The 22375-nt window shown below is 57.4% G+C and carries 15 protein-coding genes; 5 read left to right on the top strand and 10 right to left on the bottom strand.

The genetic code is table 11. The features are described 5' to 3' along the window. The first annotated feature begins 41 nt into the window (after window positions 1-41). Together CA85_RS15505 and CA85_RS15500 are read left to right on the top strand one after the other, a co-directional pair. The gene (locus tag CA85_RS15505; RefSeq protein WP_146392255.1) at window positions 42-4532 is read left to right on the top strand and encodes a DUF885 family protein; all 4491 of its coding nucleotides are present in this window, start codon (window positions 42-44) and stop codon (window positions 4530-4532) included. 758 nt (window positions 4533-5290) lie between these two features. Next, the gene (locus tag CA85_RS15500) at window positions 5291-6601 is read left to right on the top strand and encodes an NAD(P)/FAD-dependent oxidoreductase (RefSeq protein WP_146392254.1); all 1311 of its coding nucleotides are present in this window, start codon (window positions 5291-5293) and stop codon (window positions 6599-6601) included. 44 nt (window positions 6602-6645) lie between these two features. On the opposite strand, the gene CA85_RS15495 is transcribed toward CA85_RS15500, so the two are convergent. From CA85_RS15495 to CA85_RS15455, 8 genes are all read right to left on the bottom strand, one after another. Next, window positions 6646-7101 (bottom strand): gamma-glutamylcyclotransferase family protein, encoded by a 456-nt coding sequence (locus CA85_RS15495; protein WP_146392253.1) that lies wholly within the window; start codon window positions 7099-7101, stop codon window positions 6646-6648. Between the two features lie 11 nt (window positions 7102-7112). Continuing rightward, entirely contained in the window at window positions 7113-7961 is an 849-nt protein-coding gene (locus CA85_RS15490) for a sugar phosphate isomerase/epimerase family protein (protein WP_146392252.1), read from the bottom strand. 26 nt (window positions 7962-7987) lie between these two features. Next, a complete protein-coding gene (locus CA85_RS15485) occupies window positions 7988-8971 on the bottom strand; it encodes a zinc-dependent peptidase (protein ID WP_146392251.1) in 984 nt (327 codons plus the stop codon). 876 nt (window positions 8972-9847) lie between these two features. Further along, window positions 9848-10279 (bottom strand): universal stress protein, encoded by a 432-nt coding sequence (locus CA85_RS15475; protein ID WP_146392249.1) that lies wholly within the window; start codon window positions 10277-10279, stop codon window positions 9848-9850. Window positions 10280-10405: 126 nt separating this feature from the next. Continuing rightward, a complete protein-coding gene (locus tag CA85_RS15470; RefSeq protein WP_146392248.1) occupies window positions 10406-10789 on the bottom strand; it encodes a group I truncated hemoglobin in 384 nt (127 codons plus the stop codon). A gap of 210 nt (window positions 10790-10999) precedes the next feature. Next, window positions 11000-13840, bottom strand: coding sequence for a serine/threonine protein kinase (locus CA85_RS15465; RefSeq protein WP_186774977.1), 2841 nt, complete (start codon window positions 13838-13840; stop codon window positions 11000-11002). Window positions 13841-13916: 76 nt separating this feature from the next. Then, window positions 13917-14588, bottom strand: coding sequence for an RNA polymerase sigma factor (locus CA85_RS15460; protein ID WP_246112841.1), 672 nt, complete (start codon window positions 14586-14588; stop codon window positions 13917-13919). Window positions 14589-14990: 402 nt separating this feature from the next. After that, a complete protein-coding gene (locus tag CA85_RS15455) occupies window positions 14991-15824 on the bottom strand; it encodes a biotin--[acetyl-CoA-carboxylase] ligase (protein WP_146392246.1) in 834 nt (277 codons plus the stop codon). A 344-nt stretch (window positions 15825-16168) separates the two neighbouring features. On the opposite strand from CA85_RS15455, the gene CA85_RS15450 reads away from it, so the two are divergent. The 3 genes from CA85_RS15450 to CA85_RS15435 all read left to right on the top strand — a co-directional run bounded on the left by CA85_RS15450 (window position 16169) and on the right by CA85_RS15435 (window position 19100). Next, the gene (locus CA85_RS15450; protein WP_146392245.1) at window positions 16169-16483 is read left to right on the top strand and encodes an alpha/beta hydrolase family protein; all 315 of its coding nucleotides are present in this window, start codon (window positions 16169-16171) and stop codon (window positions 16481-16483) included. Window positions 16484-16977: 494 nt separating this feature from the next. Then, on the top strand, window positions 16978-17454 hold the full coding sequence (locus CA85_RS15440) for a BlaI/MecI/CopY family transcriptional regulator (RefSeq protein ID WP_222435457.1): 477 nt from the start codon (window positions 16978-16980) through the stop codon (window positions 17452-17454). Then, window positions 17451-19100 carry a M56 family metallopeptidase gene (locus CA85_RS15435; protein ID WP_146392243.1) on the top strand — a complete coding sequence of 550 codons (1650 nt, stop codon included), beginning with the start codon at window positions 17451-17453 and terminating at the stop codon, window positions 19098-19100. Before CA85_RS15440 ends, CA85_RS15435 begins: the two co-directional genes overlap by 4 nt. A 184-nt stretch (window positions 19101-19284) precedes the next feature. On the opposite strand, the gene CA85_RS15425 is transcribed toward CA85_RS15435, so the two are convergent. Together CA85_RS15425 and CA85_RS15420 are read right to left on the bottom strand one after the other, a co-directional pair. Further along, entirely contained in the window at window positions 19285-20004 is a 720-nt protein-coding gene (locus tag CA85_RS15425) for a hypothetical protein (RefSeq protein ID WP_186774975.1), read from the bottom strand. 2 nt (window positions 20005-20006) lie between these two features. Then, window positions 20007-21206: a hypothetical protein gene (locus CA85_RS15420; protein WP_186774974.1), complete on the bottom strand. Its 1200-nt coding sequence runs from the start codon at window positions 21204-21206 to the stop codon at window positions 20007-20009. Between the last annotated feature and the right edge of the window lie 1169 nt (window positions 21207-22375).

Below are 22375 nucleotides of genomic sequence, written 5' to 3'. Positions count from 1 at the left end.
TTTCGGATCGGCGTTCACTCCACTGCAAGGTCTCTCTACCGATGCGACGAAATGCTTTCTTTTCGAACCGGCTCATTGGGATAGTCGCGGCGATCGCGACCCTGATGGCCAACCCGTCCACACCGCCAGCTCAGGCAGCCCCGGCGGACCAGCAACCCGCCACCGTCCGCACCACCAACCTGCGAATCACACCACACTGGACCGACCCGGACCATTTTTGGTTCCGCCGCGAGAACAGCGACGGTGTGATGGAAACGGTCCGCGTCGATGCGGCCGCAGGCGAAATGAAGGTGGACGAGCCGGAGGAAGGACAGTCGGACAATGCCACATCGGGTCTGGCTGGTGGTGCAGTCCCCCGCTCGGGACCCTCCGACGACGTGACCGAAGTTGAATTTGTCAACGAGACGAAACAGCCCGTTCAGCTCTACTGGGTCGATACCGGGGGGCGCCGCACGGCCTATCAGAAGGTCGCACCCGGTAAATCGATCCGTCAGCACACCTACGTCGGACACGTTTGGGTCGCGATCGGGGAAGACGATCGCTTCTATGGCAGCGTGACGGCCGGGCCCGCCCCACACCGGGTGAGCATCGAGAAAGTGTTCCCCCGCGAGCAACGACAGCGACCGCGCTCCCGTCGTGGAAGACGGGATAATTCGCAAAGTGACGCCAAATGGCAGGTGCGAATTCGCGACGGAAAGCTCGAGCGACGCAGCAACGATTCCGCCGGCCAAGACCAGCCGTGGCAGCCGATCGAAGCCCTCGACGATGTCCTCGAGGACAACCAATCGCTGGTCCGCCCCGAAGTCTCACCCGACGGCAAAGTCATCGCCGTTTGGAAGCGCACACCAGGAGAACATCTGCCGGTCTTCACGTTGGAATCATCGCCGCGGGATGGCGGTCGAGCGCAACTGCATCAGCGCTCCTACGAACTGCCCGGTGATCGCATGGACGCCTATGAGCTGATTGCCATCGATACTCAGACGTGGCAACCGTTGCCGACCGAGCTGCCTGTGATAGATTTCAGTCGACCACTGGTTCGTTGGCGGGGCGAGCATGAGATGCTGATCGAGAAGATCGATCGTGGCCATCAACGTTTTCGCTTGTTCGTCCTCGATCCGATCGGCAACACGATTCGCACGCCCATCGACGAATCGACCGATACGTTTATCTGGACCGGCCACGGCCCACCGGTCCGCCTGGTGAGCTATCTGACGCAAACCGATGAAGTGATCTATGCGAGCGAGAAGAGCGGTTATCGCCATCTGTATCTGGTTGATCTGAGTGGCCTAGAGCCTACGACCCCGATCACGAGCGGGGATTTTCTGGTTCGCAAGATAATCGAGATCGATGAATCCAATCGCGAGGTCTGGATGACCGTTGGGGAGTACCACGACGACCAAGATCCCTATCATCACCATCTGGCCAAAGTCAATTTGGATGGCAGCGGATTCCAGGTGCTGACCGATGGGGATGGCGATCACGAGGTTCAGCTGTCCGATGACCGTCGCTACGCGGTGGTCTCGTACAGCCGCGTGGATCTGCCGCCGGTTCATCAACTACGCAGCTGTGAGACGGGTGAATTGATCGCCACGCTCGCCGAGGCCGAGCGAATTGTTCCCGAAGACGTACACGCACCGCTGCCCCAAGTCTTCTCGGCCAAAGGCCGCGACGGGGAAACGGATATTTGGGGATTCATCGCCTTCCCCGATGACTACGATCCCGAATCGGATCGCGTCTACCCGGTGATTGAGAACATCTACGCCGGGCCTCACGATTCGCATGTACCCAAGCAGTACCGCAATTCAGCCTGGTACCACGATCTGACCTCACTGGGCTTCATCGTCGTCCGCATCGATGGGATGGGGACCGCGAACCGTTCCAAAGCGTTGCACGATGTGTGCTGGCACAATTTGAAGGACGCGGGCTTTCCCGACCGCATCGCTTGGATGAAAGCCGCAGCGAAAGAATACCCGGCGATGGATATCGATCGGGTCGGTATCTACGGTACCTCTGCAGGCGGACAGAATGCATGCGGCGCATTGATCTTTCACGGCGATTTCTACGATGCCGCTGTGGCAGCATGCGGTTGCCACGACAACCGCATGGACAAGGCGTCCTGGAACGAACAATGGATGGGGTATCCCGTCGGGAAGCACTACTCCGAATCGAGCAACATCGACAACGCTTCCCAATTGCAAGGCGATCTGTTTTTGATCGTCGGTGAACTCGATGAGAATGTCCCGCCGGAATCGACGTTTCGCTTAGTTGACGCTTTGATCAACGCGGACAAACGATTCGATTACCTGATGGTTCCCGGCATGGGGCACAGTGACGGGGGCAAATATGGCCGCCAACTGACTCGCGAGTTCTTTGTCGAGAAACTGCAGGCGAAATCGGGCACCGAGCAGAGCCAAGAAGACGCTGCCGACGACGAGAAAGAAGTGGTCACGGTGGAACAGCTCCAAGCGATCCCAGCGGAGTCGACCTGGCAACTCGCCGCCGATCGTTATGCCACCGATTTCCGCAGTCTGACCAGTCGTCTGCCACTGGCTATTGCTCCGGAACGATTGGTTCAGGTCGAACGGTTCCTCGATGCTTGGGACGCAAAACTGGCCGAGGGAAAGAGTCAGGGCGACGCCGATGAAGCGGCCCGCTTGGATCTTGCTGAGCGAGTTGCTCGCGACCGGGATCAGTGGAAGATCGACGAGGAAAATGCTGGCAAAGTCGCGGCGAAGTATCCCTTTGTCGCACCGCTCGTCGAATTGTGCGCTTGGCAGCGGCGTGGCGAGACCCGAGATTGGCCAGCTATCGCTCAAACTCTCGAGGATATTCAAAGCCAAGTGGATTCCGTTGAGGACGAGGAGATCACGGTCCTCGAGGAACTAGCCAAACAATTTGAATCTTGGCGAGTCTTTTATGCCGATTACGACCCCCAGTTCGATTGGTGGGCGGGTGAAACGGCAAAGCAATTGTCAGATCGCCTGCGCTCGTTGACTCGTCAAGATTCCGACACCAAGCAGGATCGCGAGCAAGGTGACGACAATGGCAAATCCAAACGCCAGCGACGTGATGACCAAGTGGCGTCCGCTACCGATGGCAAGGCAAATCATCTTGATCCGAACGCAGGTGAACCCGTGTTGGTCGAGTCGATGCTGGACGAGGGCTATCCGGATCTCTCCGCCTATCGGGACGTGTCGACTCGCCATTTGCCAGGCGTGATGAAGCGGTTCCGCAGCGAACTTCGGCAACTCGACCGGGGATCCCGGCAACGCAAGCGAGACGCGAAACGTCAGGCTGCCGCTGAACAGAAGAAAGAACGATTTCTGACTCAGTGGAAGACGTCACTAGAGAAGTTTCGTCCCGCCGACCAACCTTTTGAATCCTGGCCGCGTGCCGACCAAGTCGACTATCACCTATTGATCGCTGAGATCGATTATCAGCTGCAAAGGATGCAGTTCGAACGCACCGCGGAGAACATTGTTTCTCGCGCTGCCGATGACAGCGGGATCTCAGGTCGTGTGGCGACCCGAGAGCGGCTCATGATCGAATTGCGGCGCGAGTTCATAGCCGACACTCCCGCGAAACTGCTGCAGCTCGCCCAAAGCGAGTATGAGCAGTGCCGAGTGGAGATGGTCAAGACCGCCCGCGAGATGGGATTCGGCGATGATTGGCGGGCGGCCGTTGAAAAGATCAAGACGCTGCACGTCGCACCGGGAGAGCAACCCGAGTTGATCCAGCAAACGGCCGATGATTCGGTGCAGTGGTTGCTCGATCGCAATCTGATTTCCATCGATCGGCTCGCCCGCGCATCATGGCGGATGGAGATGATGAGTCCGCAGCGGCAACTCGTCAATCCATTCTTCACCGGTGGGGAAGTGATCAGTGTTTCCTTTCCCACATCGGGGATGACGGCGGACCAGAAACGCCAGAGTCTCCGGGCCAACAATATCCCCTTCGTGCGGGCAACGGTGCATCACGAACTGATCCCCGGCCATCACATGCAGTTTTTTCAGATGAATCGATTTGAAACACAGCGAGATGGCTTCGGCACGCCTTTCTGGCTCGAGGGCTGGGCTCTGTATTGGGAATTCGTGTTGGAGGAAAACGGATTCACCCGATCGCCCGAGGAACGCATGGGGTTCTTGGTGTGGCGGGCTCACCGCTACTCCCGGATCCTCTTCTCGTTGCGGTTCCACCTCGGACAGATGTCACCGGATCAATGTGTCGATTTCCTCGTCGACAATGTGGGCTTCGATCGACTCAGTGCGGAGGCGGAAGTCCGGCGGAGCGTCGGTCCGAGTTACCCGCCGCTCTACCAAGCCGCCTACATGCTCGGGGCGATGCAGTTGCGTCAGCTCGCCGATCGCTGGGTTGCTCAGGAACGCGGCACACTGAAGGAATTTCATGATGCGGTCATGCGCCAGGGGAGTATCCCAATCGCATTGCTTGAGGCATCATTGTGGGACGATCCGCAGCGCGACGCACCCCTCACTCGCGATGAAATTCCGCTGTGGGAATTCACGACGGAATGAGTGTGCTCGGCACTGATCGCATTCAGCATCGCTTTTCTGTAGTGGACGAGGCGACGAGCTGTTGATTACCCACAAGTTTGCTTCCCCGTGTGCTTGTCACACGCCGAAGCGACGTTTTCCAATTAGGAAACCGCGGTATCGACACAAGTTCCCCTGTCAGCTTGTCTGACAGGAAACCAAGTCGATCAATTTTGCTCTCATGCAGGCCAAGCCCGCATGGGAGCGGGGTGACTGCTCCATCTTGATCTAATCACAAAACGGAGATTCCTATCAGACAAACTGGCAGGGGATCCGGTTTTGTGGGTAATGATCAGGAGACAACGAGTCTCCTTTCAGTACTGGATGAGGCGGCGAGCCCTGAAAAGCAGGTATGGGTAATTCTTTCGGTGTAACTCAATTAGCCGGTGGGCGCTAGCCGAATGGCACTTACTTTGGCCTCGTTTGGGGCATGGCGAGATTGGAAACCCGATGCGTCAGCGAGGAAAATGCAGTGCTTTGCGTGGTCAACAGATCATCCTCGCTCACGCGTCGGGTTACCAAGACCGCTTCGAAAACTAAAGTAAATGCCATTTGGCGCTAGCCCCGGTTTTCTCGCGTTAAACGCAAAGCGTCAATGGAACCGGGGCTAGCGCCCACCGGCTAATATACCGAACAATTTGTTCATATCTGCTTAAGCCAATTGATCACGCACAGCGAAAGGACTCGTTGCCTCGTCCACCGCGACACTTTTCACTCCCGCGTTCCTTACGGTCTCCCAAATGTCAAACTCGCGTTCCCGTTCCCCGTCTCAACCCAATGAAGATCCCGTCGATGTGATCATCGTCGGTGGTGGTGTGATTGGTTGTTGGACGGCGTTCTATTTGATTGAGCGCGGTGTTCGGGTGCGGATTGTCGAGCGGGATACCATCGGATCGGGCGCTTCCTTTGGGAACTGCGGATACATCAGTCCCAGCCACGTGATGCCGCTCTGTGCTCCGGGCGCGGTCGCGCACACGCTCCCGCAGATCCTGACCGGTCGCGGCGCGATCTCGATGGCGATGCGTTTGGACCCGACGTTGTGGAAATGGATGTTTCAGTTTTCGCGGCAGTGTTTCGAAAAACCCAAAACGCAGGCGGCGACCGCTCGCCATGCACTGCTCCGGACCTCGATGTCGCTATATCGAGGATTGGTTCGCGATCGGGGACTCGATTGCCAGTGGCACAATTCGGGACTGGCGATGGTGCATCGTGGCCAGCGAAGTTTTGAGGAGTTTCAGAAAACGGCCGATGTATTGGCGAGCCAATACGACGTGCATGCCACCCGTTTCGAACGTGATGCGATGATCGAGCGCGAGCCCACCCTGGTCGACGAAATTGCGGGCGGTTGGATCTTCGAAGGCGATTCGCACGCTCATCCCGGTCAATTGATGCAGTGGCTGCGAGGCCGGCTCGCCGACGCGGGTTGCCAGATCGTGGAAGGTTGCGAGGTCACGGGACTCGATGTTGACAACGGCAAGGTCACGGGCATCGATACCAATCACGGCATGATGCGGGCGGAGAAGTATTTGATCGCCAGCGGTGCCGAGGCTCCTCGATTCGCCAAACCGCTCGGCTGTCAGATTCCAGTCATTCCTGGCAAGGGTTATTCGATGACGTTTTCGAGCGTTGACCGAGCGCCTCAATTACCCATGATTTTCGAGGACAGTCACGTGGCGGTGACGCCCTGGGGTAATCAGTTTCGCGTTGGCTCGACGATGCGCTTCGCTGGGTATGACCGATCGATCGATCCCTCTCGCATGCAGCGAATCCTCGATGACGCTCGAAGCTACCTGCGGACTCCGCTACCGAAGCAGCCCGAAGCGCCATGGGCGGGATGGCGGCCGATGGTCTACGACGACATACCATGCCTTGGCCCGGCACCGCAGGTAGCCAACGCGTACGTCGCCGCCGGGCACGGCATGGTGGGGCTCTCCACCGGCACGGGAACAGGCTTGCTGCTCGCTCAACAGATAACCGGCGAAACCCCACACATCGACCCAGCCCCCTATGCGCTGACGCGGTTCGGACGCCCCAACGGGGCAATCCTATGATAGCCCCGGCAACGCCTGGGTTTTCTTTGTGGGTAATCGTTAGCTCACGCCGGCCAGCGGACACCTTGCCCGTTCTGCGGGGTGATCCAGGCAAAGCCATCCTGTTCGGGCGGCGTGCTGTAGTGATAGGCATGGGCGCTGCCGATGCAGTGGGCCGATGAGATTGCCTCCTGTTGGATCGATCGGAGATCGTAAACCTCGACGACTACCGGATCATAGAGATTGGGCACGCCCGGTTGGCCCGTGACTTCGATTTGGTCGAGAACGCTGCGGACCCGTGGCAGATCATCGCTAGCGAATCGCCAGCATTCGCCGATCACGCGATCGGTTCCCGGACGCATCGCAGGGTAATCGGCGCGTCCATATAGTTTGTCCCATGTCCACGCGGGGGTGACCACGAGCGGCTGGCAGGGCCAGCATCGCTCGCGGCATTGTCCACGGCACAGCGTCCCGTAGACGAAGAAACGGTCGATGGAAGCAAAATCGGGATTCTCAGCCATCTGCGACTGCGTCACTCTTTGCCCAATTTGGCTTTCAATCCCTGAAGTAGTTCCAAGGCAGCGCCGATTTCGGCTTTTTGCCGCGCGGGGTCTTCGGGGATCTCACGCTCGATCGTCAGTGGCCCCGTGTAACCGATTTCATCGAGCGTCTTGAGGTACGTTTCCATTCCCACATCGCCTTCACCCAGTGGCACCTCTTGACCCCAGGTCACGCCCGGTTGGTCACTGGCCACGCCATCTTTGCAGTGGATGCTGCGGACATGAGGTCCGAGTTGACGGAGAGCCTCGATTGGATCGCCCGCTCCGTAGAGAACCATGTTGGCGGGATCGAAGTTAATTTTTAAGTTCGCCCGATCGACCGCTGCGATGAACGTCAGCAATCCGTCGGCGGACTCTTGGCCGGTCTCCAGGTGCAGGAACTGACCATTGCTCTCACAGTGATCGCAGAGTTGACGGGTGACATCGACAATGCTGGCGTAACCAGGGTCGGACGTATCGTGAGGCACGAATCCCAAGTGCAGTGCGACGCAGTCGACGCCGAGCAGTTTGGCAAAGTCGCTGATCTCGAGCATTTCGGCGAGTCGTGCCGCTCGGGTGGCCTCGGGGACAAGGCCCACGGTGCGAACAACGGTGGGGATGTCGGCATAGCTCTCGCCCTCGAAGCCACCGAAGACGGCGGTGCAGCGGATGTTCTGCTCCCGCAGCTGGGCAGCGAAGTTTTCAGCGGCCTCCCGCGTACGGTTTCCCCCGTGCGGTGCGTGCAGCTGAATCGTCGGTACGCCTAGCTCGCGGATCACGGGCCAGGCTACGCCGAGGCCTGCGTCGATCGAGGCGAATACACCCAGTGGCCAATCAGACATGAATTTCGGTTCCTTGGAAGGAAGGGTCAGGTTTGCAATTTGCGTTTACAACAATACTTGAATTTCTTACCACTTCCACAGGGGCAAGGGGCGTTGCGACCAACGCGGCCCGGCCGACTGAAAACGTGGTTCAAGATGCTCTTGGGATTCTGATGATACATCTTTTGCATCATCTCGTAGAGCTTGGGGTTCTTTTGTTCGAGCAGCTCGGGAGCTTCGAAAAAATACTCGCTCAGCACAGCGAAGTATTCGGCTTCGTTGGTGAACGCGTAGTCGTCGATGTACTCATTGCCCGATACTTCGCGATGAAGTTCTTTGCCAACCCAACGCACCCAAGGTTCGAAGGTTTCCGCATCGGCGATCAAAGGCACACCATCGACATCCCCGTCGGCCTTGTCAACCAAGTGAGCAAACTCATGAATGCCCACATTCCGCTTGTCCGACGTGTTCGCGAAGCCTTGGATCAGCGACGGTTTGGAAAGGATCATCACGCCGCTGAGGTGGTGCGTTCCGACCATGCCGAGCGTGTGGGCGTCGCCACCACCGTCGCTCTGGTAGCCCTCGTCGAACGAGTTGGGGTAGATCAGGACCTCTCCGAGTCCCGCGTACTCAAAATCGGAGAATCCCAAGATCGGAATCACCGCGCTGGCGGCGACCAGAGCCCGTGTCTCATCATCGACGTCGGTACGGATGCCTGTGATCGTGACCTCATCGAGAAACACCTTCATCAGGTTGCGAAACCGAGTTTGCTGATCCGGCGCCAGCCCGCGAAAGTACTCGACTTGGGATTGCAAGGTGGCTTCCCAGGCGTCGGGAAAGGGACTCGCGATCACCCGTAAACGCCGCAGCGTTTTACGTCTGAGTAGAAAGAACACGCCCACAGCGATGGGCAGCAGCACGAGCCCCCACAGCGAAAACAGGCTCACCACACAGCCCGCCACTGCGACCAAGCCCGAAATCACGAGAGAGGTCTTGAGGTTGTGAGTGTTGGAGGCGGCGTCGACTAACATGATGGATGCACTGGCGTAGCGTTCGTCCAGATTATCGCCAAAACGCTCGGCAATAGCAGGAGGGCGAATTGTAGACCAAGCGGGCAGTGGCCACTATCGGCAGGTGCGCAGACCGCCACCGATGGGAATACAGAGGCCCGCTCCCCCCATCGTTCGGGACGCACACCATGGTTCGAGTCGATGCTATCATTCAATCAAGCTCGCACTCACACGGATTCTGCTGAGACAATGAAATGATTGCCATCAACAAACCCCTCCGACGTAACGATCGTCCCGATCCGCCATGGCCGATCGACGCTCATGCCAGCCTTCACACCGAAGTGGATTCGACTTCGAGCATCTATCTCTCGCTGTATCTCAATCTAAAAATCGGTAACTTGAACCCATTTTCAATGGTTCATCCGACGGAAGCGTGCGCAGAACACAGCGGGAGGTTTTTTGAGGCATGGCTGTAGTATCCAATGATCGTTCAAAAATGCGTCCCTGACGAACAAACGCTCGCCAGGGACCGACAACACCATTGGCGTACCGCTTTTGCAGGGAAACGCTGGCGACCGAGATATCCCTTGCCAAGCCAGCACCTCTGCAGAGCTCGGCTCCGTTTCTCCCGGCAGTGCCAGTCTAACATTGATAATCACATCCCACAAATAAATCCTTCGATACTGGAGCCATGCCTTGAAAACCTCGGGCGCACGCTTCCATCGGATGAGCCATTAAAACGACGTTTCAACAGGCCACCGCAAGGTGGCCTTTCTTGTTGGTTGACAGGAAGTCCGCCGTCTTCGCGGCACGAGGCCGCCAGTCGAAATGGTTGACAAAGCGCGATGTCCCTATGGTTGCTAACCTGATTCCATGATAACCATGCGATGAATGAGTTCAGCTGCGCAGGACGAGGACGGGGCAGTGCGCCAGCCGCACGACCCGCTCAGCAACACTGCCGATGAACAGGTGCGCCAAGCCGGTATGACCGTGTGACGAGATAATGATCAACTCAGCGTTCTCATTCTCGGCGTACTCCGTGATCTGGCTGCCGGGGTCGCCGAACAAGGTGGTGAATGTCACTCGGTCGTATCCCGGTTTGCCCTGACAATACTTGGCGAAGGATTCCTGGCAGTGTTCGGCGATCGAATCCTCTGTCACCGTCCCCCACAGCACTCCGGGCTCGCCCGCAGGCGGTAGCGTTGCGACATGGACGACACGAATCAAGCTCGGATCATCGACGCAGTCGATCGCTTTCTGCAGACTGGCTTGAGACATCTCGGAAAAGTCCCAAGGAACCACCAACGCTTTTCCAGTGAACAGTGACATTTCATTTCTCCTTCAGTAGATCATGTATCGTACGACGATTGTACGCCAATTCGCCTGATGCCGTGGTGACGAGCGCCGTTGGGCTGAGTTATGCCGTCGGAGCAAGTGCGATGAAGTTCGAAAAACTCAACCGCCCGTATTCGTAGTTCCCACGACTTTGTCCTTCGCCATCGACAGTCGTGACAGGACCAAATCGATATCAGCGCTCGAGATGCCGTGGGCTTCGAGCACGTCGGCAAAGTGACCACAGAATGTTGCAAAGTGCTGGTCCGTGATCCCGCGCCCTCGATGAACGGCGGTCAGCTCGGCACCCGAATAGGATACCGGCCCATCCAATGCAGCCACCAAGAACTCATACTGCATCTTGCGCACCCGGTCCATCGATGTTTTTTCAAAGAACGGCGCCAGTGCCGGGTCAGCCAACACGCGCTCGTAGAGTTCCTTGATGAAGTCGGCGACTGCGGCCGGTCCGCCGAGTCGCTCCAGAAGTTCTTGTTCGTTCTCAGCCATGTTTTTGCTCGCGTGGTCCTGTGGTGCGTTGGAGGTGTCTAGCAGTTTAGACCTCCAGAATTGCTTTTGAAATCCCATGGAAAAAGCGGGCTCTGATGATTGCCCACCAAACCGGATCCCCAGTCAGCTTGCCTGACAGGGGAACGCGTATCGATGCCGCGGTTCTCTAATTTCAAAACGTCGCTTCCCGCGTAGCCAACCAACCGTCTCTTACCTACTGCTCCGCTCAACGAGCCGCTCGATCGCCGACTTCAGCAGACGAAAGTCTTCGGCGTCGATCGTGGGAGATTCAAACCCACGAATCACCCCGTCGAGGGTCACCAAGAGCTCGACTTTCGACGGATCAGGCGTGATGCGTTCGGCGTAAAAAGGCAATGCGAGGGTCCAGATCGAGTTTGGTTCCGCTAGCAATGACGCCGGAACGTTAGTGCCGCGTCTCCTGTCGGACCGAAGACGGCTCCAGGTACCGACTACGGGGACTCGCATCGATTCGAGCTCTTTCGCTATTTGGTCGAGCAAGACCTGCGGCGCGTACTCAGACAGTAATGCAAATGCTTCGTCGGAGCGATGGGAGAATCGTTGGAACCATTTGTCGATCATCACGGCGCACAGGTATTCATCCCAGCGGGCGAGCAAGTCATCTCGTTCTCGCAGACGCACGGCAGCGAGCAATTCGTCTTCGCTGAGCCCCCAGAGGTTTTCGAGACCTGATCGGGGAATCCCGTGCGATCCGGGATGCGCCCGATTGCCTTGATCATCCACCGCCGCCCATTGCTCGGTCCGTGCGTCGATGCGTTCCCGGACCGCCCGCTGAATCCACACCGTGTCGATCGACTTGGAATCGACCGATAGACTCAACCACAAAGCGGAGTCCAGCGCGGACTCCGCTGCCCGCTTCGTCGCCAGCGAATCCCCGGCATCGACCTCACCGGCAGCAATCGGCTGGATCCGCTCTATGATCGAGCCGATGAGTTCCGTGCCCTTGGGCTGGATGACGAAACGTTCCAGCTCGTCAATCGCGCGCTCGCGACCGTAAGTCGGATCGTGTCCCTCGGATGGTCCAGCGCGAAATCGACCGAGCAGGGAAACGCTCCTCAACCGACTTTTGGCGTTTCCGTTTTCAAGTTCGTTGGCGATCACCCGCAAGCCCGGCATCGGGAAGTAGGCGGGGAAGTTACCGTAGAGTGCGGTCTTGTAGACGTAGGCACGTCCCAGCTCGGTCTCAGGATCGGAACTACTGTTAGCATTTGAATCACCCCAGCGGCGGGCGAGCTGCAGCGTCGCGCTGGCTGCTGTTTCGCGATGGTCGGTATCTCGCGACAAGATCTCGATCGCGCTGATCGCGTCGCTGACTCGGTGCACATCCCGCTCATTCTCCAAAATCCCCATCCAGTGATCGAAAGATTGGCCTTGAAACAGGAGCGTCTGCTCGGTGTTCGAAGCCGCCTCAACACCGAGCGTCTTGGGTCGAATTTCAATCGCCGACTGCCCGCCGCGACCGATCGTGACGACCTCGTCGCTGAGTTTCAAGGCTTCCCCACCGCCCTCGATCGCGACCCGGTAGGAGCCTTTTCTCAGCACGGTGCGATGGTCGCCAGCCGAATCAATCTGCAATCGCTCGACGACTTGATCGTCCTGCGAGACGACCAGCGTCAAGTCATCGGCTTCGGAATGCACGACGAGGGTGCCGCGATCGGTTTGTATTCTCAACACGATCGCCGCCAGGATTGCAAAGGCGAACAGTCCACCGGCCAGCCACCATCGATTGCCGCGACGAGGTGGCTTTCGTGATGCCGCGAGGCTCAGTGGATGGTTTTGCAGACTCGGCGATTCCTCCTCCATGTTGCGTGAGGCGCTGCGCACGAGCCGTTTCAAGCGGTGGCCGGTGGTACAGGGAGCCAATCGCTCGGCAATCTCGGCCGCCGTGCTAGGCCGCGACCCCGGATTCCGATCGAGCATCAAGGCGACGAGATCGGTGACATCCGCAGGAACGTCTTCGCGGATCGCATCCAAGCGGGGTGCGTCGGTTTGTGTGATCGCCAGAATCTGTTTGGTCAGTCCGCCTCGCGACTCAAACGGCGAGCGACCGGCGATCAAACGATACAGCGTCGCGCCGAGCGAGTAGACATCCGCCCGCGCGTCGACGTCGCGGCTGTCGGCGAGCTGTTCGGGCGACATGAACGCGACCGTTCCCATCAGGTGCCCGACCGTGGTCAAGCGATCGTCGATCCCGATCGGATCGTCACCGGCGAGCACCAGTCCGAGATCGAGGACTTTGACAATTCCCGACCGCGTTAGCATCAAGTTGGATGGTTTGATATCGCGATGCACCAAACCGGCGGCATGAATTTCCGACAGGCCCAAGGCAGCTTGCCGCACGATCTCGCAGGCGTCGGCGACTGGCAGGGGACCGAGCCGGCGGGCCAGACAACCGACATCGAGCCCGTCGAGGTATTCCATCACGAGATAGTGCCAACCATCCTCGTGCCCGGCGTCGGTGGCGCTGACGATATGCGCGTGCTGCAGCGCCGCGACGACAACCATTTCTCGCTCGAACCGATCCAGCCAACCGGGTTGATCGACGCGCTCGCGAGGCAGCAGCTTGATCGCACAGCGGCGCCGCAGCCGCTGGTGCTCGGCCAACAACACCGTGCTCATCCCACCGGCACCGAGCGGGCGGAGGATCCGGTACGGTCCGAGCGTTTGCCGCGGCTCGACGTCGCGGTGAAACGAATCCTCGATCGGCATTCCGCGGCCGCCCAACCGATCGTCGGGCGACCTCGACAAGGGCGGCGAGGACGCTTCGAGCAACCGCGCCAACGCGGCTTGGCATGCCGTTTCCTGTTGCAGCTCATCGGCAGCGGGGCCGTCGAGCGACGGGGCCTCGTCAGTTTGAATCGATTCGGCGACCCGGCGGCAGCGCTCGCAGTGTTCGAGATGTGCCAGCGCGGAATCAAATCGCTCAGCGGGCCATTCGCCATTGATCACCTGGACCAGGTCCGAGTGATCCAAACATTTCAGATTGATTCCGTTGGGTTTCATAGCAATCATCGTACATTCCGGGCGGCGGCGAGGTAAAAAAAGGACATTCCTACCCAGTACAACGCAGCCATTGGACAGGTCGGGCTCAGCCCAGCCCTTCGAGGTTTCGCCGGAGCCGATGGAGGACGCGGGCCCGGGCTTTGTACACCGCCCACCGCGACACGCCCGCTTCCTCAGCGACGGCATCGGGGGAGCGACCGACGACGACGGTTTCCCAGAACATCCACCACGTTCGATCATCGAAACTGGGCCGCAGAAATTCGATCATTCGTCGTCGCACCCAGGCGGAATCCTCGTCCGCGTCGGTCGGCGGGGATTCACTGAGCGAGGCTTCCTCCGGCGCGGCGCCGGTCCGATCGGCCGCACTCTCATCGCCGCCGCCCGGTAGCGGCAATCGAGCCAACGCTAACTGAGCTGTCGTGCCGCCCGCGGCGAGATCGCCGGCATCGGCGCGAATCGAACGGCGGCGAGCCATGTCGCGGATCTTGTTGCGGGTGATCGTCCACAACCATCCTCGGAAGCTTGCGTCGGCCCGGTCGCGGTCAAACTTCCCGATCGCCCGCGAAACCGCGACGAAGGTCTCTTGCATCACGTCGGCAGCGTCCGCAGACTGGCACCCGCTCCGCCGTGCCCAGCCATAGACGATCGGCCCGTAGACTTGAGTTAGCAATCGCCACCCCGCGTCCTCACCGCCCCGCACACGCTGAAGCAGCGAGGTGGAGGTGGACGGTTCATCGGTGGCGGAGTTTGACATCATCGACCAGTATAACCAAGAGCCGCCGCCCGATCGCCTCGTAGTGGACGAGGCGACGAGTCCGCCCAGCCTCGTAGTGGACGAGGCGACGAGCTGTTGATTACCCACAAGTATCCCGCAAGGGATTGAAGAGAATAGCCGCAGGTAAGCGCAGCGCCACCTGCGGTTGTTCGTTGAAGATGGAGCGTCGACCCCGAAGTGGGTCGCAGACCTCGTCATGGATGATCTTCAACCCCATTCGGGGTTGGCTCTTGCGTTTCGCGACGAATCCGGTGGTGTTCGCTTGCGCTCAAACCACCGGCTATTTTCTAAAACGCCTTCGGCGTACGAAGACTTGTGGGTAAAGACCAGGAGGCGACTCTACAATCCCTGTCGGGATACTTGTCTGTAGCGAACGCTCATTGTTTAGACCCTGCGAACCCGGCTCACTTCACCGCTGCGGCACAGCTGCATGCCGGTGTCGGTCCAGACCTGCAGCTCGCCGCTGTCATCGATGCCTTCGCATCGGCCTTGAACGATTTCGCCATCGACGTGGCAGCGGACGCCTTCGCCGGTTAGGACGCAGCGTTTGCGGAACGACTGCAGCAGTTCCTGGGGATTGGAATCACACAGGTTAGCGCATTCGATTACGGCGGGGACGAGTTCGGTGAGCACTTCGGATCGGGACACCCATTTTCGCGTGGCTTCGCAAACGGAGGTTGCCGGGGCTTCGTCCAGCCGGGGGCTCGATCCAACGTTGAGACCGATTCCGATGACGGCCATGGTCTGCGGGTAGCCATTGGCGGCCAGCGGCAGATCGACACGCTCGATCAGTGTGCCAGCCACCTTGGTGCCACTCATCCAAACATCGTTGGGCCATTTCAATCCACAGTGGGCCGGTCCGGCAACATGTTCGATCGCCTCAGCGATCGCGACGCCCACGGCGATCGACAGCAGTGGGTGGCAATTGGCGAGTACGAGTGAAAACGCGAGCCCATCATCTTGGGTCAGCCACGATCGGCCTCGTCGCCCCCGACCGGCCGTTTGAGTTTCGGCGATCACCAGACGCGGCGTTTGGGAGGCCAGTGTCGCGTTGGCGGAGGAATCACCGCGTTGATCACTGAGCCACTCCAGGGCCGCCGAATTGGTCGACGGCAGCGAAGCCCGATAATCCCGAGACGCCAACACGCCGCTGGCCACCATGGAGTCGCTCACGCGGCAAATTGATTCATCGAGCGGGGGAGTCGTATCCGATGCCATAGCGATTCCAAGGACAGAATGAGACGAGGAAAACCGACACTTATTCATCGTGCGGTGCTAAGCGGCCGGGTGGGCGGCGTTACCCGATACCTGGCCGCTCGGCTCACCATGGCGGCGCCAGTATCGACGAAATCGACAGCCAGCGGGGACGGGAGTTGAATCCGACGCAACCGGATCGATCCAGCCGTATGGAAAATTCGTCAGCCATTGAAGCATGCCCGGGCGGTCCGGTCCAGGAGACTCCGTTGACAAGTATACAATAGGGCGAGAGTAGCGAACGACTGACATTTCACCACCTGCGATTTTTGGAGTTATTCTCACGATGCGTTACGTAATTCTTTTCTGTGTTGGTTTGGTTGCCTGCCTACCATCGGTTTCCCGCTCTAGAGATTGACCAAGAAAGTGCTGCTGCCGATTCGCCACTCCTGCACGTCACCGCCGACGACGCACCGACGCTGCTGCTCGCTGGCGTCCAGGATGAGCTCGTGCCGATCTCCCACAGCCGCAACATTCAGGCCGCACTGGAAGAAGCAGGAGTGGCGAACCAATTAATCGAGTTCAAAGATGCCGGCCACGGATTCACTGGCCAAGACGCTCAGCGAGCGATCGCAGCGACGGTCGATTGGTTTGAGCAGCACATTGGAAAGCCAGCCCCTTGAAGTTGCCAGCGGCAACGATCCGAACAGCTGAGGTCGCCGCGAAGCCAAGCGCCCCGTCCGCCTGCAGCGATCTCGGCCGACGGGTGATTGGGCATCTGCATGTCAGATTGAAAACCGCCAAGCCGATTTCCGTTCATTCCATTTGTGAAAACAAAGGTGTCCGGTACCTTAAATAAACGGTACCGGACACCTTTTCCGCTAAGCAGGTCGGGGTAGTTGTTTCGGTCTATTAGCCGGTGGGCGTTAGCCCCGGTTCCTTCAACGCTTCGCGTTTGGCGGCAGAAAACCGGGGCTAACGCCCACCGGCTAATTGAGTTATGCGGAAAAACTTCCCCAGACGTGCTTACCACGCCATTCGAGCTTGCTTCCGCTTCTCCCGGCGTTCAGATGCTACCACAGTAATTTGTGGGTGATAAAACGATTTGGACGCCACCGCGATGCCTTGAAAATCCCGCACGCTTGGCTCACCGCAGCGAAACCCACAATAGTTCCTGATGGACCTCTCAAAAAACCTTGACCGGTACGGCCACTGCGAGTACTATAAAACCAAATCTAAAAAACCAAATGCCAGCAGGAGGGATCTCACGATGGCTCGGCCGAAGGCAAAAGAACTCACCGAACGCGAATTAGAGGTGATGCACGTATTCTGGGCGGACGGCGAGCAGACAGTCACCCAGATTCGTGACGCTTTGGCGACGAACGGGCGCGATCTTGCGTATACGACCGTGGCGACACTGGTCCGAATTCTGTGTGAGAAGGGGTTTGTCAAGCAAGCAAACACCGAGAGACCGTTTCAATATCATTCACTCCGATCATTTGAAGACGTGTCCGGTAACCTTGTCAGTGATCTGGTGCAGAAGGTGTTTGGCGGATCTCGCGATCAGTTGTTGGTGCAGCTAATGGGACGGAGTAAACTAACTGCGACAGAACGTGCTACTCTCGAACAGATTCTACGGGAGCAGTCCCAATGAACGACATCGGTCTAAAACTCTTGTATTGTATCTTGCAAGTGACGATCGTTTGTTTTATTGCGACCGTTCTCTGTATCGTGATCAGCCGGTTTAGAGCGTCATCGCAGAATCGTATCAGTCATACGGCATTAATCGTCGTGCTGTGCCTGACGGCTATCACAATGAGTCCATGGCCGCGCTGGAGTTCCGGTCCTGACGATCCGGTCGCTGTCGTGACAGCACGGTCGCCGTACGTTGCTGTGCCTGCTGACTTCGGGAGGGCGGACGCCGAGTCGGCCAGTGAACAAAATGTCGAGATGCCTGCAGCGTCTGCCACACTGTTCCAGCGATTGCAGGCACAGTTCAGCGGTATTACTGCATCCATTGTTAGACTCGCGAAGCGCTCCTCGTTGGTGGTAATTCTGCTGTTCGCGCTGTCGGCTTTTGTCGGAGCATTCCGCTTTTGCATCGGCTGGCGAGCCGTCATCAATATTGGTCACGCCGCGCAGACGGTTACAGATGCGTCCATCACGTCGGTACTTGAGATGCTGCGGCAAGAAGTCGGTTGCCCGCGCGCTGTCAGCGTGCGGGAATCGAAGGATGTCGCGACTCCAGCCACGATTGGATGGCACAGACCACTCATTCTGTTGCCCATCGAGTGGCGATCATGGTCCGCAGCAGAAGCCCACGCGGTATTGGCTCACGAATTGGCTCACATCGCGCGCAATGACTTTCGTAGTCTCGCACTTGCGGAACTCTGCACCGTGTTCCACTTCTACCATCCGCTGGTGCATGGACTGGTAGCAAGACTGCGCCTCGAGCAGGAACTGGCAGCCGATGCTACCGCCGCGGATATCTCTGGGGGACGTCAGCAATACCTGAAGGTCCTGGCCACTATGGCTTTGCGAAAAACAAACCAACCCCTTGCCTGGCCGGCACGGTCGTTCCAGTCGTCGTCAGGTACACTTTTGAGGAGAATTGAAATGCTAAAAACCCCAAGATCAGAAGAGACAACATCACGCGGCCCACTTTTTTTTGCTGTTGCAATGGTCCTTGCGTCCGGCGTTTTTGCGTCTGGGCTTCGGCCCGAAGTCGCTAGCGCCCAAACCGGCGGCAACAAGACGCTTGAAACTGTACAAAAAGCCTGGGCGGAATTTGAGACGGCTAGCAAATCTATGTCGGGTTCTGTGCTGCTTTCAAAGGCGGGCGATGCGTCAAGCCGTGAATCTTATCTTGGCACCAGTGGTGGTGCTGGTGTCATGGTGACCCAACTCTCTCGTGAAGGTGAATCGGCGAGTACCATTGCACTTATTCGAAACAAAAAATATCTTGCGGCGGTCCGATGCGAAGACTGGCAAGTCACATCCAGCTATCGCGAGGCTCCAGAAAAGAAGTGGAAGCTGGCTGAAGTTGAGCCGGTTAATGAGAAGGACCAGTCTCAGCGTCACCTTATCAACTCGCCAAACTTACTCTTGATTGGGCAGAACTACGAACTTAGCGAGGCTCTTTTCGGTGGCAATTTTGACGTCGAGATTCGCAGTCTCGGAAATGGTGATACTCGCATCGTCGCAAATGTCGTTGATGAATCACTGACATCATCGAAAATCAAGCACTGTGAAGCAGTTCTCGATAGCTCTCAGCACTACGTTCGGGTGCGATCCGCTTGATGCGCTCGACGAGTCCTGCATCACGCTGTTTCCAAATTGATAAGGTCGCCGACGGTCAGTTTTGACTGGAGCCAGTTCTCATAGACAGCATCCCACACTCCACTGAGCAGAAAGTGACTGACAATGAGATGCAAAGCATACGCCTAAAACGTAACAGCTTTCACGGTGACTGGAACTATGAGATTCAACCACACAAGAACAGGTCAAACGGGTAAGTTATTTCCGAACGACGCCTTAACGCGGAGAAAGGATGTAACTCACGACGGTTATTAATCGGTTTCGATTTACTTTGTCTCAACGATAAGATTACTAAGACACATGCCAGCAGAATAAACGGTGATGCTACGGCGCTTTGAATGCTGAATGCCAGAATCTCACCATACTCAAGATGTTGAACTTCGATCGGCGAACCACTGACCAGCAGCAAGTACGCGGCTTGAGTATCTGCCAACTCACGACGATGCACCTGCCCGTCTTGTCCGTCAAAGCAGACGAGTTGATCTTCAGAAATCCCTGTCAGCGTCATAAAATGCCCTATTGACTCTCCAGTTTGAATCCAGGTTGCTACATTACCGCGATCCCAGATCACCGCAGCCACGTTCGCTGCTTGCCGATTTAAAAACGTCCGCAACTCTGGCAAATCATCGCGTTTAGCCGGATAGGGCAAAGCGTGCAAATCAAGGGACTCGACCGCTGCCTGGATATCACTGAAACGGCAGATCGGCAGGTCCTCCAGTGCGCGTACCTCTGCCGTCTGACGCCAGTGGAATCCGAGATGCTCGACGCAAGTCTTTGCTGCAATGGATCCGCAAAACGCGTCCTCGGGCACGGTATCTTCCGTCGCACACACGGCGCCACTTGCCAAGAGGAAGGAGACCCAACACGCCACTGCAAAACGCATCATTATTAAGCCCGAATGCTCTTGTAGACCTTGAAACCGATCAAACTCACCAAAATCATGAGCATCACGGCGCTTACCCATGTCCAGATCGACCAGCCAATCGCTGGCAACCCTAGTTTCTGGGTGGTCAAGATGTAATCTTGAATCGCCTTCGTTTCGCCAGGACTGAACGGGATGCGAAGGATCTTGTCCCGGGTTCTGTCTGTGACCGACGTGCCACGCGGCCAGTCGGGAAACCAATCTGCTGCGCGGGCCGGTGTTTCGAAATCCTCAACCGAAATCAGTTCGTACTCCCAGGTGCACCCGGTGTCCTGCCGACTGCCCTTCCCCGGAAATCGCTGCTGGTTGAATGTCGCAATCTCGGTGATCGGCCGATATACATGGCTTTCACTCGATGCGAAAAGCGTCAAGTATTCAGGAGCATCCAATGTAATGTTGGTCAGGGTTTCACCGCTCTCGTCCAAGGCCTTCGCCCGCGACTCAACGCAAGCTCCAAAGGGAGGGTAGTCGATTTCGCGCGAATCAATCTCGTTAAAGGAGTACGGGAGTTTAGGAACCGAACCTCCTGAGCATCGATAACGACTCAAGCCGGTCAAGAATCCAAAAAAAGGATCGGACGTAAGTAAGCGGGCTGAGTTTTGGGCGCTGACAACACCGTCATGGTGCAAGCCCTGACTACGCTCGTCGAATAAGTTGTTCTCCCAACTCCGGCTTTCCCTTCCGTTGAAGGCATACCACTTCCAAATGACTTGATCGTCTTCATAGATTGGGATGCCTGGATTCTCAATCTTGTAGGCAATGTACAGGGGGAAGATGTTGCTGCCGCGATAGGGCTCGCCAATGATCAGTTCACGCTCCGTGTCCGCCAGCAGGTCAACTCGTGACCCTTGCAGCTGAATCGGCGGCGATTCGTCCGATTGAATGATGCAACGGACTCGGTAACGGTATCGTTTGCCGGCAAACCAGTCCTGATGGGTCATGGCGTCGAATCGGGCTGCTTTCTCCTCGGTCGTCAACGGACGACCATTCTCGAAGTCCGTTGCGTCGACCGTTGAGCAAGCAAGCACGCATCCGAAGACTGCCAAGGCAAACACGGCACAGAGCCGCGCCCAACGCAAGATGTCCCGTAGTGGGCCGTAAGCCATGATGTCACCCTCAAATAATGAATTGCCTAAGTAGAGCCGCAGCGGGTCACTTGGCCGCATCCCGGTGATCCAGCACCTGAGGGCGCCCATTTCAGATGGTAGTTATAAGGATCTTGAGTGCAAATTACGTCAATGGAAGGGCAGATTGAGTAGCCTGCCATAATACAGTTGGCAAACATCTGGACTGTGCATGAACGAGGATCTGGATTGTCCGAACAATACGTCACCTGTTGTCCTTCTGTGTCGCATCGCGATTCAGGCATGTGACTGTCATTGTCAATGGGAATATTGCACGTGTCCCCCAACGACTCTTCACAACTATATCCATTCCACCCTCCCCGCAGATTGGACATGGGCGACATGCGTTCGGCGAAGTGAGAGGCAGCGATGCCAGCGACAAGCAGAGCCACAACAGAAATAGTGGTTTTCATCATTTTCAATCATCCTCGTAACTGTGATTCGAGAGTTGAACATTCAAACGATCGGAGTACTATACCCCCCCCCCATGTTGCATTGTCAACAAAAAAGTTCAGAATTTCGTAGCGAGTACAAAGAATCCCGCCCACCGGCTAATAAACCGGGTTCTTCTCGGAATTGAGTGGCATGGAAGTCGCGGTCGAACCGATCGATTCTCGGATCCTACGTGGTGGATTTTCCAGGCATGGGCTCCTGCGCTGAGTAATTTTGCATTTCAGGGACGACTCCGATACATTTGTAGATGCCGGAGAAAACGGGGTTCATCCGACGGAAGCGTGCGCAGAGCACAGCGGAAGGTTTTTTGAGTACTGTCATATCCAGAACGAAAATTTGCAGTGCGCGCGTACGCTCAGCGGCACCACCAATAGGGTAGCTTTTTCGACACTCAAAGTCCACTGTTTGTCGGCCAGCCAGCACGGCTCGGTTAGCTTTGGTGGTTCAGTCTCGCCACCCTGGTAGATATCCGAAGCTCTGAGAGCCCCACACTGTCTCATCCGGCGTTTGAACCGCTAACAGAGCATCTCACTCGAGCACGGGCTTGCTCAGCAGAGCTACGCTCCACCGATACCCTCGGCATGCGACGACGTTGTTAGTGTGCTTGGCAGCACGACAATTCAGCCTAAGGCTTCAGAGCTTCGGACGGTTTCGATTCTACAGTGTTTTCCTGGTTCACTCCAAGACGAATTAGTAAGCCGATCAGCAAGTCGCCGATCGATTGAGGGCCTCGACGCTTCTTGACAGCGAGAAGCTGC

Source organism: Allorhodopirellula solitaria (assembly GCF_007859855.1).
GTDB classification, from domain to species: domain Bacteria; phylum Planctomycetota; class Planctomycetia; order Pirellulales; family Pirellulaceae; genus Rhodopirellula; species Rhodopirellula solitaria.
Note: the sequence above shows the minus strand (reverse complement) of the source record. Positions and strands in the feature narration are given on the sequence as shown.

Excerpts from the sequence above, each read along its gene's own strand:
- CA85_RS15495 (WP_146392253.1), bottom strand. The coding sequence starts at position 7,101 with ATGGCTGAGAATCCCGATTTTGCTTCCATCGACCGTTTCTTCGTCTAC.
- CA85_RS15425 (WP_186774975.1), bottom strand. The coding sequence starts at position 20,004 with ATGATGCGTTTTGCAGTGGCGTGTTGGGTCTCCTTCCTCTTGGCAAGT.
- CA85_RS15435 (WP_146392243.1), top strand. The coding sequence starts at position 17,451 with ATGAACGACATCGGTCTAAAACTCTTGTATTGTATCTTGCAAGTGACG.
- CA85_RS15500 (WP_146392254.1), top strand. The coding sequence starts at position 5,291 with ATGTCAAACTCGCGTTCCCGTTCCCCGTCTCAACCCAATGAAGATCCC.
- CA85_RS15465 (WP_186774977.1), bottom strand. The coding sequence starts at position 13,840 with ATGATTGCTATGAAACCCAACGGAATCAATCTGAAATGTTTGGATCAC.
- CA85_RS15455 (WP_146392246.1), bottom strand. The coding sequence starts at position 15,824 with ATGGCATCGGATACGACTCCCCCGCTCGATGAATCAATTTGCCGCGTG.
- CA85_RS15505 (WP_146392255.1), top strand. The coding sequence starts at position 42 with ATGCGACGAAATGCTTTCTTTTCGAACCGGCTCATTGGGATAGTCGCG.
- CA85_RS15420 (WP_186774974.1), bottom strand. The coding sequence starts at position 21,206 with ATGCGGCCAAGTGACCCGCTGCGGCTCTACTTAGGCAATTCATTATTT.
- CA85_RS15485 (WP_146392251.1), bottom strand. The coding sequence starts at position 8,971 with ATGTTAGTCGACGCCGCCTCCAACACTCACAACCTCAAGACCTCTCTC.
- CA85_RS15440 (WP_222435457.1), top strand. The coding sequence starts at position 16,978 with ATGGACCTCTCAAAAAACCTTGACCGGTACGGCCACTGCGAGTACTAT.
- CA85_RS15490 (WP_146392252.1), bottom strand. The coding sequence starts at position 7,961 with ATGTCTGATTGGCCACTGGGTGTATTCGCCTCGATCGACGCAGGCCTC.
- CA85_RS15470 (WP_146392248.1), bottom strand. The coding sequence starts at position 10,789 with ATGGCTGAGAACGAACAAGAACTTCTGGAGCGACTCGGCGGACCGGCC.
- CA85_RS15475 (WP_146392249.1), bottom strand. The coding sequence starts at position 10,279 with ATGTCACTGTTCACTGGAAAAGCGTTGGTGGTTCCTTGGGACTTTTCC.
- CA85_RS15460 (WP_246112841.1), bottom strand. The coding sequence starts at position 14,588 with ATGATGTCAAACTCCGCCACCGATGAACCGTCCACCTCCACCTCGCTG.